The 12,689-nt window shown below is 74.7% G+C and carries 9 protein-coding genes and 1 pseudogene; 6 read left to right on the top strand and 4 right to left on the bottom strand.

The window, feature by feature from the left end; translation table 11 throughout:
• The gene (locus ACIP98_RS16565; RefSeq protein ID WP_401976463.1) at window positions 1–648 is read right to left on the bottom strand and encodes a DJ-1/PfpI family protein; all 648 of its coding nucleotides are present in this window, start codon (window positions 646–648) and stop codon (window positions 1–3) included.
• A gap of 186 nt (window positions 649–834) precedes the next feature.
• Here ACIP98_RS16565 and ACIP98_RS16560 point away from each other — a divergent pair, with 186 nt between their 5' ends.
• The 3 genes and pseudogenes from ACIP98_RS16560 to ACIP98_RS16550 all read left to right on the top strand — a co-directional run.
• Window positions 835–1,776 (top strand): GlxA family transcriptional regulator, encoded by a 942-nt coding sequence (locus ACIP98_RS16560; RefSeq protein WP_401976460.1) that lies wholly within the window; start codon window positions 835–837, stop codon window positions 1,774–1,776.
• A 128-nt stretch (window positions 1,777–1,904) separates the two neighbouring features.
• Complete coding sequence (locus tag ACIP98_RS16555) at window positions 1,905–2,879, top strand: lysylphosphatidylglycerol synthase domain-containing protein (protein ID WP_319663830.1); 975 nt, start codon at window positions 1,905–1,907, stop codon at window positions 2,877–2,879.
• A 517-nt stretch (window positions 2,880–3,396) separates the two neighbouring features.
• Window positions 3,397–4,731 (top strand): annotated as a pseudogene (locus tag ACIP98_RS16550) (amidase); the annotation flags it as partial.
• Between the two features lie 77 nt (window positions 4,732–4,808).
• Here ACIP98_RS16550 and ACIP98_RS16545 read toward each other — a convergent pair.
• Window positions 4,809–6,224 (bottom strand): serine hydrolase domain-containing protein, encoded by a 1,416-nt coding sequence (locus ACIP98_RS16545; protein WP_401976457.1) that lies wholly within the window; start codon window positions 6,222–6,224, stop codon window positions 4,809–4,811.
• A 195-nt stretch (window positions 6,225–6,419) separates the two neighbouring features.
• On the opposite strand from ACIP98_RS16545, the gene ACIP98_RS16540 reads away from it, so the two are divergent.
• From ACIP98_RS16540 to ACIP98_RS16530, 3 genes are read left to right on the top strand one after another with little or no spacing between them, the layout of a single operon-like run.
• A complete protein-coding gene (locus ACIP98_RS16540) occupies window positions 6,420–7,118 on the top strand; it encodes an FCD domain-containing protein (protein WP_319663828.1) in 699 nt (232 codons plus the stop codon).
• The gene (locus ACIP98_RS16535; RefSeq protein ID WP_401976454.1) at window positions 7,115–8,563 is read left to right on the top strand and encodes a hypothetical protein; all 1,449 of its coding nucleotides are present in this window, start codon (window positions 7,115–7,117) and stop codon (window positions 8,561–8,563) included. The genes ACIP98_RS16540 and ACIP98_RS16535 overlap by 4 nt, the downstream gene beginning before the upstream one ends.
• Entirely contained in the window at window positions 8,560–10,419 is a 1,860-nt protein-coding gene (locus ACIP98_RS16530) for a GMC family oxidoreductase N-terminal domain-containing protein (RefSeq protein WP_401976451.1), read from the top strand. The genes ACIP98_RS16535 and ACIP98_RS16530 overlap by 4 nt, the downstream gene beginning before the upstream one ends.
• Here the strand turns inward: ACIP98_RS16530 and ACIP98_RS16525 are convergent.
• Entirely contained in the window at window positions 10,412–10,927 is a 516-nt protein-coding gene (locus ACIP98_RS16525) for a PaaI family thioesterase (RefSeq protein ID WP_401976449.1), read from the bottom strand. The two genes, ACIP98_RS16530 and ACIP98_RS16525, sit on opposite strands and share 8 nt — an antisense overlap.
• A 10-nt stretch (window positions 10,928–10,937) precedes the next feature.
• Window positions 10,938–12,602 carry a cytochrome c oxidase subunit I gene (gene ctaD / locus ACIP98_RS16520; RefSeq protein ID WP_401976447.1) on the bottom strand — a complete coding sequence of 555 codons (1,665 nt, stop codon included), beginning with the start codon at window positions 12,600–12,602 and terminating at the stop codon, window positions 10,938–10,940.
• Window positions 12,603–12,689 lie beyond the last annotated feature (87 nt).

The raw sequence follows: 12,689 nt of genomic DNA, 5'->3' as shown, positions 1-12,689 counted from the left end.
TCACACCCCGGCCGGAACGGCGCCCGCGGCGCGCCAGACCACGCCGCGGCGCTCATGGGCGAGCAACCGCTCCACCGCGTGCGCGACGCGGGGGCCGAACTCCCGCTCCAGCAGGTACAGGGCGAGGTCCAGCCCCGAGGTGACGCCGGCGGCGGTGACCAGGTCGCCGTCGTCGACCACGCGGGCGTCGACGACCTTCACCCCGGCGTTCCACAGCGCGTCCAGGCCGAGGGCGTGGGTGGTGGCGTGCCGCCCGCCGATCAGGCCCGCCCCGGCCAGCACCTGCGAGCCGCCGCACACCGTGGCGACGGTGGTGCCGGGCCGGTCCATGGCCGCCTTGAGCAGGCCCGGCAACGGGGTGCCGAGCGTGCGGGCCAGGCGGGCCGCGACGGTGTCGTCCGCGCCGTCCTCCTCCTCGTCCCCGGCCGGGACCCGGCCCGCCGCGCCGGGCACGACGACCAGGTCCGCGCGGTCCGGGTCGAGCACCGCGCCCGCCCGCAGGGACACCCCGCGGACCCCGCTGGGCACCTCGCGCGGGCCCTCGGCGCAGACGAGCGAGACCTCGGCACCGCCTACCCCCAGCGTCTCGTAGGGCGCGAGGACATCGAGTGGGTCGAAGCCGTCGAACAGGACGAACTGGGCGTGCATCGGCACCCCTCCACAGCGGTGGACATCGATCGGACGCCTCCGACGCTAGAGCGGTGGGAAGCACGGCAGAAGTGGCGCTGTTGCCATATCCCAACGGATTCTCGCCAACGGTATCCAGCTGGGGAGCTCGGCTGTATCCCTGATACACGCCTTGGCCAGAACTCGTCGCACCTCTACACTCTCGCCATGCACACGGTCGCCGTCCTCGCGCTCGACCAGGTCATCGCCTTCGACCTGGCGGCCCCGATCGAGGTCTTCTCCCGCACCCGGCTGCCCGACGGCCGCCCCGCCTACCGGCTGCGGATCTGCGCCCCCGACCCCGAGGTCGGCGCCGGTCCGTTCACACTGCGCGCCCCGTACGGACTGGAGGGCCTGGCCGACGCCGACACGATCATCGTGCCCGGCACCGCGGACCCCTCGCGGCCGGTCCCGGAGGGGGTGCTGCGGGCGCTGCGGGAGGCCGCGGCGAACGGCACCCGCATCGCGTCGGTGTGCGTCGGCGCCTTCGTCCTGGCCGCCACCGGGCTGCTGGACGGCCTGCGGGCGACGACCCACTGGCTGGCGGCCGCCCAACTGGCGGCCCTGCACCCGGAGGTGACCGTCGACCCCGATGTCCTCTACGTCGACAACGGGCAGTTCCTCACCTCGGCGGGTGCCGCCGCCGCGCTCGACCTGTGCCTGCACATGATCCGCAAGGACCACGGCTCCGCCGTCGCCGCCGACACCGCCCGGCTCTCGGTCATGCCGCTGGAACGGGAGGGCGGCCAGGCCCAGTTCATCGTCCACGAGCAGCCGCCGGCGCCCGCCGGGGCCACGATGGAGCCGCTGCTGCGCTGGATGGAGGAGCACTGCGACCGCGAGCTCTCCCTGGAGGACATCGCCGCGCACGCCGGCACCAGCGCACGCACCCTCAACCGCCGTTTCCGCGAGCAGACCGGCACCACCCCGCTGCAGTGGCTGCACCGCGCCCGGGTCCGCCGGGCCCAGTACCTGCTGGAGTCCACGTCCCACTCGGTGGACCGCATCACCGTACAGGCCGGGTTCGGCTCCCCCACCGCCTTCCGTGAGCGCTTCAAGCGCGTCGTCGGCACCAGCCCGCAGGCCTACCGGCGCGCCTTCCGCGGCTGAGCGGCGTCTTCCCGCCATCCGCACAGCGGCCGCACGTCAGCGGGAGGACACCGGAAAGTCGTGTCGGCAGGGCAAGAAGGGACGACAGTACCTGCGGACAGGCGCGTGAGGCGCGGGGGCTAAAGATCATGGCCATATCCATCCAGCACATCCGAGCCGCACTGCGGCGCATACCCGTCCGCCAGATCGCCTGCACGGCCCCCATCGTGCTGGTGGGTTACTGGGTCGTCCTGCACTGGCCGCTCATCGCCTCCGGCGGCCGGCAGCTGCTCGACGCCGACCGCGCCTGGCTGGTGGCCGCGATGGCCGCCACCGGACTGGGCTGGGTCGCGGTGTCCCTGATGCGGCAGGGCGTCGTCCTGGAACGGCTGCCCGCCGGACGCCTGCTGGCCACGCAGTTCGCCGCGGGCGCCGCCAACCACCTGCTGCCCGCCGGCATCGGTGCGAGCGCGGTCAACCTCCGCTTCATGCGGGCCTGCGGCCTGCCCCCGGCCCGTTCGGCGGCGGCCATCGCCCTGTACTTCCTCGCCGAATGCGTGGGGCGCGGGGCGCTGCTGGTGCTGCTGATAGCCGTCTTCCCGCACGCGCTGCGGCTGCACGGCCTGCTGCCGAACGGCCTCTCCTTCCCGGTCGGCACCACCGCCGCCGTGGTCGCCGGCGTCTGCGCGGCGGCGGTGATCGCCCTGCTGGCCGTGCGGAAGGTGCGCACCGCCGTCCGGAGCTTCCTGGCCACCGCGCTCACCGACGCCCGCACGCTGCACGCCCGGCCGTCGCGGGCGCTGGCCCTGTGGGCCGGGGCGCTCGCCTTCCCGGCCCTGCAGGCGGCCGGCCTGGTCGCGGTGTCGATGGCCCTCGCCATGCCGGTGCCGATCGGCCACGTCGCCGTCGCGTACGTCGCCGCGAGCATCGCGGCCGCCGCCCTCCCCACCCCGGGCGGCCTCGGCTCCGTCGACGCCGCGCTCGTCTTCGCCCTCGTCGCCTCCGGCGCCTCCGTCGCGGCCGCCACCTCGGTCGTGCTCGGCTTCCGCATCGTCACCGTCTGGATTCCGCTCATCCCGGGCGCGCTCACCCTCGGCGCGCTGGTCCGCTGGAAGGTCGTCTGACCGCCGCGCCGCCGCCTCGGCCCATGAACGGGCCCAACGCGCGCGGCCCCCGGCCGTCGTGAGCGACCGCACCCGGGGCCGGAGCCATCACCTCCCCGACGCCCGGGCCGCCGGCCCGGACACGTGTCGACGGCCTTCGCCATGCGACGCCGACCGGCCACGTCACCGTCCACATCGCCGCCAGGGCCACCCCCATCCCAGGCAACCCCGGCCCCCGCCCGTCGCGGACGGTGGCGTCGCGGACCCGGGGCCGTCACGTCCCCGGCCCCCGGGGGAAGCCCCGGCTGCCGCCCGTCGTCGCCGCGCTCCCGCGCCGGCGAACGGCCGACCGTCCCGCCCCGCGGCCCGGACGCACGCCGCCCCTGCACCTCGTGGGCCACCGCACCGCGGGCCTGCGCCCTCACGTCCCCGCCGCGCTCGCGCCGGAGGGTCGTACCCCGCGACCCGCGGAAACCCCGTGGTCGGGCGGGTCCGCGGCGTGCCAGTCTGACCGCCGGGCACGAGCCGGAGGGCAGGGGTGTTGGAGCCGTACGAGTACGCGGAACAGGACGCCGTAGGGCTGCGCGAGTTGATCCGCGCGGGGGAGGTGTCCGCGGCCGGGGTCGAGGCCGCCGCGCGGCGCGCCCTGGCCGAGGCGGGGGCCGAACTCAACGCCCTCACGCTGCCGTTGTTCGACCCTGCACCCGCCCATGCCGGCGACGGGCCGCTCGCGGGCGTGCCGTTCGTGGTCAAGGACGGCGGCCCGTTCGTCAGGGGTGTGCCCTTCACCCTGGGCAGCCGCGCCGTCCGGGGCGCCGTCGCGGAGGCCGACCACGACCTGATGGGCCGGTTCCGGGACGCCGGTCTGGTGGCGCTCGGCCAGAGCACGGCGCCGGAGTTCGGGCTGAGCTTCGCCACCGAACCGCTGCGGTACGGGCCGACCCGCAACCCCTGGGACCCGGCACGCGGCGTCGGCGGCTCCAGCGGCGGCGCGGCCGCCCTGGTGGCGGCGGGCGCGGTGCCGGTGGCCCACGCCAACGACGCGGGCGGTTCGATCCGCATCCCCGCATCGTGCTGCGGCCTGGTCGGCCTGAAACCGACCCGGGGCCGCACACCGTCCGGGCCGCTCGCGGGCGAGGCCGCCTTCGGGCAGCAGACCGAGTTCGCCCTGACCCGGACGGTGCGGGACGCCGCCGCCCTCCTCGACGCGGTCGGCGCGCCCGTGCCCGGGGACAAGGTGACCCTGCCGCCGGTCCCGCGCCCTTACGCCGACGCGGTGCGCGCGGACCCGGGACGGCTGCGGATCGCCCTGACCACCGCGGCCTGGACCGGCGACCCGGTCGACCCGCGGGTCGCCGCCGTCACGGTGGACGCGGGCAGGGTCCTGGAGTGGATCGGGCACACAGTGACCGAGGCATCCCCCGCTCTGGACGGCGAGGACCTGGTGGAGGCCTCGGTCCTGGTCGCGCTGGCGAGCGGCGGCGCGGTGCTGCGCGCGGCGCCCCGGCTGGACCGGTCGCGGCTGGAGGCGGTGTCCCGCGCGGTGCTCGCCGAGACCGAGGCGTGCACCGCGCTGGAGCTGATGGCGGCCGTCGACGCCCAGCACCGGGTGACGCGCGCGGTCGGCCGCTTCTTCACCACGTACGACCTGCTGGTCACCCCGACGCTGGGCGCCCTGCCCGCACCGCACGGCACGCTCGCCCAGGACGACCCGGGCCACACCGTGCGGTCCTGGCTGCGGCGGCTGTTCGCGTACGGCCCGTTCACCGCGGCGTTCAACGTCTCCGGCAACCCGGCGGTCAGCCTGCCGCTGGGACTGAGCCGCGAGGGGCTGCCGATCGGGGTGCAACTGGTGGCCGCCCAGGGCCGGGAGGACCTGCTGCTGGGCGTCGCCGCCCAGCTGGAGCAGGCCGTCCCGTGGCGGGACCGCAGGCCGCGGTACGCCGTCGGTCAGGTCGTGCCCGGGGTGGGCGGGACGACGGGGACGGTCGGCCCGGAGGTGGGCGGGACGACGCTCGGGGAGGCGGAGGGGGCGGAAGGAGCGGAAGGCGTGGCCGTGCCGGGCGATGAGCTGGGGACGGGGGTGGGCGGGGTGCTGGCCATCGCCGGGAGCGTGTAGACGTGGCCGGGCGACACGATCTTCGTGACGGCCTGGGCGAACAGGGTGCTGGGCTCGCTGCCCTGGTGCGCGGTGTCCGAGTTGAGCAGCAGGACGAGCGTGGCCTCCGCCTCCGGCAGGTAGACCACCACGGCCTGGTAGCCCGGCAGGGAGCCGTTGTGGCCGATCCAGCCGTGGTTGTCGAAGATGCCGAGGCCGTATCCGGTGCCCGGGAGCCCTGTGGGCTGGAAGTCCAGGCGTGCCTTCTGGCTCGCGGGGGAGAGGATCGTCCCGGTGGCCAGGGTGTGCGCCCAGGTGCGCATGTCCCGCAGGTCGGAGACCATCGCGCCGGCGGCCCAGGCCCATGAGGGGTTCCAGCCGGTGGCGTCGGCCTCCTGCCCGTCCGTCGTGTCCGTCGTGTAGCCGCGGGCGTGCGGGTCGGGCAGGGAGGCGTTCCTGGGGAAGGACGTGCGCCCGAGCCGGGCGGGCGAGATGACGTTGCGCTGCAGATAGCCGGCGAGCGGCTGCTTGGCGACCTTCTCGATCACCATGCCGATCAGCACCGTGTTGGTGTTGGAGTACTGGAACCGCTGCCCGGGCGGGAAGTTCGAGGGGTGCTGGAACGCGTAGGCCAGCAGTTCGGCGGGGAGGAACGTGCGCTCGGGGTCCTCCTTGAGCGTCTTGTCGAAGCCCGCGTCCTCGGAGTAGTTGAACAGCCCGCTGCGCATGTCGGCCAGCTGACGCAGGGTGATCTTGTCGCCGTCGGGCACGCCGTCCACGTACTTCCCGACCGGGTCGTCCAACTTCACCTTGCCCTGGTCGACCAGCCGGAGCAGCCCGGTGACGGTGAAGGTCTTGGTGACGCTGCCGATGCGCATGTACAGGTCGGACGTCATCTTGGCGTTCGACTGCTTGTCGGAGACGCCGAAGGCGCGCACGTACGAGCCCTTGCCGTTCGCCCACACACCGGCGATCACGCCGGGCACGCCCGTCTCCTTCAGCACGTCCTGGATCGCCGAGTCGAGCCGCTTGGTGATGTCGCCGCTCAGCTGGGGGAAGGCCGCGCCGCCGGGCGGGGCCGTGCCCTCGCCGGGCCCGGTGGCGGGGGAGGAGGAGGCCGCGGCGGGGGCGGTGGCGTTCGGCCGGTCGGTGCGGGTGGGGCCGCCGCAGGCCAGGGCCGTGGGAAGGGCCGCGGCGGCCAGCGCCACCGCGATCGCCCGACTCACGTTGCTGCGGTTCCGGGGCGGACGTGCGCACGTGGGCGTCATGTCTGTTCTGTGCCTTTCGGCCGTGGGATGAGGACGAGGGCGCGCCATCGCGAACGTAAGCCGCGGTCCGGGGAACGGCGACCGGAGAGCGGCCGGGCACGGCCGTGCGGGTGACGACCGTGCGCCGCCCGGGTCTTGACGGGGCGTCGGACGATTGGATTGAGTGGATGAGCCACTGAGCCACTGGAGGGTGAGATGGAAGCGCTGCCGCGCGAGTCGATCGTGGACGTCCTGGAGGACCGGTTGCGCGAGGAGATCCTCGCCGGCCGCCACCCCGCCGGCAGTCTGCTGCCACCCGAACGTCAGCTCGCCGAGGGGTACGGCGTCACCCGCACCACGCTCAAGCACGCCTTCGGGCGGCTCGTGCAGGCCGGGCTGCTGGAGACCCGGCACGGCATCGGCACCCGCGTGCGCGACTACGAGCGGCTCGGCGGCGCCGACCTGCTGCCCATGCTGGTCCGGCACGACGCGCGCTGGCTCGGCGAGATCTTCGAAGTGCGGCGCGGAGTCGGCACGTTGATCGCCGGTACGGCCGCCTCGCGGGCCACCGCCGCGCACCGGGCCCGGCTGCGGACACGGATCGAGGCCGTGCGCGAGGCCGAGCAGCCGGACGCGGTGCAGCTCGCCGACGCCGAGGTGCACCGCGCGCTGGCCCACGCGACGGGCAACCGGGTCTACGTACTGCTCACCAACACCCTCTTCAACGCCTATCTGCCGATGCGGCGTCACCTCTCCGGTCCGTTCCAGGACCCGGAGGAGGCCCACGGGCGGCTCGAACCGGTCGTCGCCGCGGTCGAGGAGGGCGACCCCGCGGCGGCCCGCGAGGCGGCGGAGGCCTATCTGACCGCCACCGAACGGATCATGCGCGCCGGGCTGAAGGCGGCGACCCGGTGAGCGGCCCCCGCGCCCGGCGCGGCACCGTCTTCGCCGAGACGATGTCCGGCACCGTACGGCTGTCCGGCGAGGACGAGGACCGGCCGGTGCGGATGGAACTCGCCGTCCGCTGCGACCGGTTGCTGCTCCCCCACCGCACCACGCCCGCCCGGGTCACCGGACGGCTGCGCATCGCGGGCCGCGCCGACGACCCCGAGGCCACCGGCACCCTGGAGATCTCACCGCTGGCCCGGCGGCGCATCCACTACCGGCTGGAGTTCGCCCTCGACGGGCGAAGGTGCGTCCTCGACGGCTGGAAGTCGGTCACCCCGCGGCACCCGCTGCGGTCGACGACCGTCCTGCCGTTCACGCTCACCCGGGACGGCTCCGCGGAACCGGCAGGCACCGGGACGCTGCGCTTCCGCACCGCCACCGCGCTCGGGCCGTTCCTCACGAGCTTCCGCTTCCCGGTCCGCGACGAGGCCCGCGCGCACTGGGCGCCCCGCTCCGGCGGCTCCCCCGGCCGCACCGAGGTCTGGTACACCACCGCCACCGACCCCGCCACCGGCGCGGGACTGTGGCTGCACCACGAGGTGGTCACCCCGGCCGACGGCGGCGGCGCCCACGCGCACGGCTGGGCGGCCGTCTTCCCCGCCAAGGGCGCCGAACCCGTCGAGCACGCCCGCTTCGGGCCCGTCCCGTGGCCGGAAGCGACGGCGGGCACGGCCGGCACGGCGGAGCAGCCGGAGGGCTTCACCGCGGGCGGCGTCGAGGCCCTGCCCGGACGGCTGCGCGGCACCGCGGGCGCCCTGTCCTGGGACCTCACCGAGGAACCCGGCGACGCGGAACCGCTCTACACCTTCCCGCGCTGGTCGTGGCGCCGGCCGCTGCTCCCGGCGGCGCAGATCGTGCCGTCCCCCCGGGCCCGCTACACCGGCCGCGTCCGCCACGGCTCCGGTGAACTGGACCTGCGCCGGGCGCCCGGGGCGTCGGCCCGCATCTACGGGCACGGCAACGCCCGCCGCTGGGCCTGGCTGCACGCGGACCTCGGCGGCGGCGACGTCCTGGAGATCGTGGCCGCCGTCTCCACCCGCCCCGGGCTGGACCGGCTTCCCCCGCTGGTCTTCCTCCGCCTGCGCAAGGACGGCCGTGACTGGCCGCGCGGCGGACTGCGCGCCGCCCTCGGCCGCGCGGGCCTGCGGCGCTTCACCGCCGACATAGGCCTCCCGCAGTGGACGGTCACCGGCCGCGCCGGCCGGCGGCGCGTCACCGTACGGGTCGTCCAGTACCCAGAGCGCACCCTCGCCCTCGACTACGCCGACCCCGACGGCGCCGCCGCCGTCTGCCGCAACAGCGAGACCGCCGACGCCCACGTCCTCCTCGAACGCCGTGCCGCGGGCCGCTGGCACACCGAGGCCGAGTGGACCCTCGACGGCACCGCCCACGCGGAGGTCGGCGACCGGTGAGCGTGGTGGAGGGCCTGGTGGCGGCGTTGCTCGCGGCCGACGGGGACGGCGACTGGACCGCGGGGGTGGCCGCGCGGCTGGAGGGCCTGCTCGCGACGATGCCCGCACCGGCGCGGCACGGGTTCCGGGCGGCGGCAGCGGCGGTCGACGGGTACGCCAGGACCCGGACCGGGCACGGACTGGAGCGGCTGACACCGGGTCAGCGGGAGGCGTTGGTGACCGGAATCGCGGCCCGGCCCGCGCTGCTGCCGCTGCTCGACGTGGTGAAGGTGCCGGTGCTGCTGGCCGCCGGGACCGAGCGGATGCTGCGCACGGGCGCACCGGCCGTCGCACCGGCCGCCCCGCAGGACCCGCCGCTGGACTGCGTGCCCGCCGCCCGGTGGCCGGACCGCTCACGGGCGGACGCCGTGGTGATCGGGTCCGGCGCGGGCGGCGCGATGGCGGCGCGGACCCTGGCGCGGGCCGGGCTGCGGGTCCTGGTCCTGGAGGAGGGCCGCCGGCACACCACCGCGGAGTTCGGACGCCGGGCCCCGCTGGACCGCTTCGCCGAGCTGTACCGGGACGGCGGTGCGACCGTCGCCCTCGGCAGCCCGCCGCTCGTCGTGCCCACCGGCCGCGCGGTCGGCGGCACCACGGTCGTCAACTCCGGTACCTGCTACCGCACCCCGGACCATGTGCTGACCCGCTGGCGCGAGGAGCACGGGCTCGGCGCCCTCGCCGACGCGGAGACCTTCGGCGCGCGCCTGGACGAGGTCGAACGCACCCTGCGGGTGGCCACCCAGCCGCTCGGCGTGCTGGGCCGCAACGGCACGCTCGCGCTGCTCGGCGCCCGTGAACTCGGCTGGCGGGCCGGTCCGCTGCGGCGCAACGCGCCCGGCTGCCGCGGCTCGTGCCAGTGCGTGGTGGGCTGCCCGGCCGGCGCGAAGCAGAGCGTCCAGCTGTCCGTGCTGCCGCAGGCCTGCGCGGCCGGGGCGCGGATCGTCACCGGCGCCTCGGTGCGCCGGGTGCTGACCGATCCGGACCGGCCCGGCGGCCCGCGGGCCCGCGGTGTCGCCGTACGACGCGCCGACGGCAGCATGCTGGAGATCATGGCCCCGCTGGTGGTGGTCGCCGCCGGCGCGCTGGAGACCCCGCCGTTGCTGCGCCGCTCCGGGCTCGGCCGGCATCCGCGCACCGGTCGCAACCTCGCCGTGCACCCGGCCACCAGCGTGGCCGGGCGCTTCGACGAACCCGTCGCGGACGGCGGCCCTGCGGTGCTGCAGAGCGCGGGCGTCGAGGAACTGCACGCGGACGGCATCCTCATCGAGGCCACGGCCCCGCCGCCGGGCATGGGCTCCTTCGTCCTGCCGGGCGTCGGGCGGGAGTTGCGTGCGGAGCTGGAGGACTCCGGCCGCCTGGCCACCTTCGGCGCGATGATCGCGGACCGGCCGGGCGGGCGCGTACAGGGCCGCGGTCGCCCGCTGCTGCGCTACGACATCGACCCGCGTGACGCCCGGCGTCTGCTGCGCGCGGTGCGCGCCATGGGCGACCTGCTCTTCGCCGCGGGCGCGCGGGAGGTCCTCACCGGCATCCCGGCCGCGCCGAGGGCCCGCACTCCCGCCGAACTCCGCGACACACTCGACCGCGTGACGGTACGGCAGCTCCATCTGTCGGCGTTCCACCCCACCGGCACCGTCGCGATGGGCGCCGACCCGCGCACCGCGCCCGCCGGGCCGGACGGCCGGCTGCGCGGCGTGGCGGGCGTCCATGTCGCCGACGCCTCCGCGCTGCCCAGCTGCCCGGAGGTGAATCCGCAGCTCAGCATCATGGCGACGGCCCTGGCCGTGGCCGAGGCGGCGGTGGCGTCGGTCAGCTGAGGCGGAGCACCGCGCAGGTCGTCGTGCCGTGCGCGTAGAGCTTGCCGTCGTGCGTGCCGACGACGCGCGCCTGCGCGGTGGCCGTCGTCCGGCCGACGTGCAGCGCGGTGCCCTCGCAGCGCAGGGTGGGCGTCCCCGCGAGCACCGGCCGGATCATGTGCACCCCCAGCTGGACGGTGGTGTACGCCGATCCGGCCTGCAGCCGGCTCATCACGGCGGAGCCGAGCGCCGAGTCCAGCAGGGTGGCGAGGAACCCGCCGTGCACGGTGCCCATCGGGTTGATCAGGTGGTCGCCGGGGTCGCCCTCGAAGACCGCGCGTCCGTCGCCGACCCCGACGAGCCGGAAGCCGAGCGTGCTCATGATGGAGGCGGCCGGGAACCTCCCGTCCAGCGCGCCCTGGAGGATCTCGCGGCCGGTCATCCCCGGGATCTCGGAGGCCGGCTCGGGGCGGGTCTGCCAGGTGTGGGTGCGCGAGCGGGTCGCCGTGGTGGCTTCGTGCGTCGTCATGCCGTCGAACCTAGGCGCCGCCGCGACCGGCCGGGAGTGTCGCTCCCGGCAGGCTCGATACCGTTTCCGACGTCCCCACCTCGGGATGGTGCAGGTCGAACGCGGGCGACTCGGACCGGATGCGCGGCAGGGAGCGGAAGTTGTGGCGCGGCGGCGGGCAGGAGGTCGCCCACTCCAGGGAACGCCCCCAGCCCCACGGGTCGTCGGTCTCCACCTTCTTCCCGTACTTCGCCGTGCGCCAGACGTTGTAGAGGAACGGCAGCAGGGAGAGCCCCAGCAGGAAGGAGCTGATCGTCGAGACGGTGTTCAAGGTGGTGATGCCGTCGGCGGCCAGGTAGTCCGGGATGCGCCGCAGCATCCCCTCGGTGCCCAGCCAGTGCTGGACCAGGAACGTGCCGTGGAAGCCGGTGAAGAGCGTCCAGAAGGTGATCTTGCCCAGGCGCTCGTCGAGCATCTTGCCGGTGAACTTCGGCCACCAGAAGTGCAGTCCCGAGAACATCGCGAAGACCACCGTCCCGAAGACCACGTAGTGGAAGTGCGCCACCACGAAGTAGGTGTCGGAGACCTCGAAGTCCAGCGGCGCCGAGGCGAGGAGCACCCCGGTGAGACCGCCGAACACAAAGGTGACCAGGAAGCCGGTCGCCCAGAGCATCGGGGTCTCGAAGCTCAGCGAGCCCTTCCACATCGTGCCGATCCAGTTGAAGACCTTCACCCCGGTGGGCACCGCGATGAGCAGCGTCATGAAGGAGAAGAAGGGCAGCAGCACCCCGCCCGTCACGTACATGTGGTGCGCCCAGACCGTGACCGACAGGCCCGCGATGGAGACGGTCGCGGCGATCAGCCCGGTGTAGCCGAACATCGGCTTGCGGGAGAAGACCGGGATCACCTCGCTGATGATCCCGAAGAACGGCAGCGCGATGATGTACACCTCCGGGTGCCCGAAGAACCAGAACAGGTGCTGCCACAGCAGCGCCCCGCCGTTGGCCGGGTCGAAGATGTGCGCCCCGAACGTCCGGTCCGCCTCCAGCGCGAAGAGCGCGGCGGCCAGCACCGGGAAGGCCATCACCGCCAGCACGCCGGTGAGCAGCACGTTCCAGGTGAAGATCGGCATCCGGAACATCGTCATGCCGGGGGCGCGCATGCAGACGATCGTGGTGATGAGGTTGACCGCGCCCAGGATCGTCCCGAAGCCCGACAGCGCCAGGCCCATGATCCACAGGTCGCCGCCCACACCCGGCGAGTGCACGGCGCTCGACAGCGGGGAGTAGGCGAACCAGCCGAAGTCGGCCGCGCCCTGCGGGGTCAGGAAGCCGCTCACCGCGATGAGCGAACCCAGCAGGTAGAGCCAGTACGCGAACATGTTGAGCCGGGGGAAGGCGACGTCGGGCGCGCCGATCTGCAACGGCATGATCCAGTTCGCGAAGCCCGCGAAGAGCGGGGTGGCGAACATCAGCAGCATCACCGTGCCGTGCATCGTGAACAGCTGGTTGAACTGCTCGTTGCTCAGGACCTGCAGTCCGGGCCGGGCGAGTTCGGCGCGCATCAGCAGCGCCATCACACCGCCCGCGCAGAAGAACGCGAACGCCGTGACCAGGTAGAGCGTGCCGATGGTCTTGTGGTCCGTGGTGGTCAGCCACCGCACCACCGCGGTCCCGCGTACGTCTTTGAGCCTCATGCCCGCTAGGTGTCCGGGACCGCCCGGTGCGTCACGGGAGGACGCCCGCGAGGACCGGCGAAAAGATCACACCGGACGGGTGTGATG

Source organism: Streptomyces sp. NPDC088354 (assembly GCF_044753585.1).
GTDB lineage: Bacteria > Actinomycetota > Actinomycetes > Streptomycetales > Streptomycetaceae > Actinacidiphila.
Note: the sequence above shows the minus strand (reverse complement) of the source record. Positions and strands in the feature narration are given on the sequence as shown.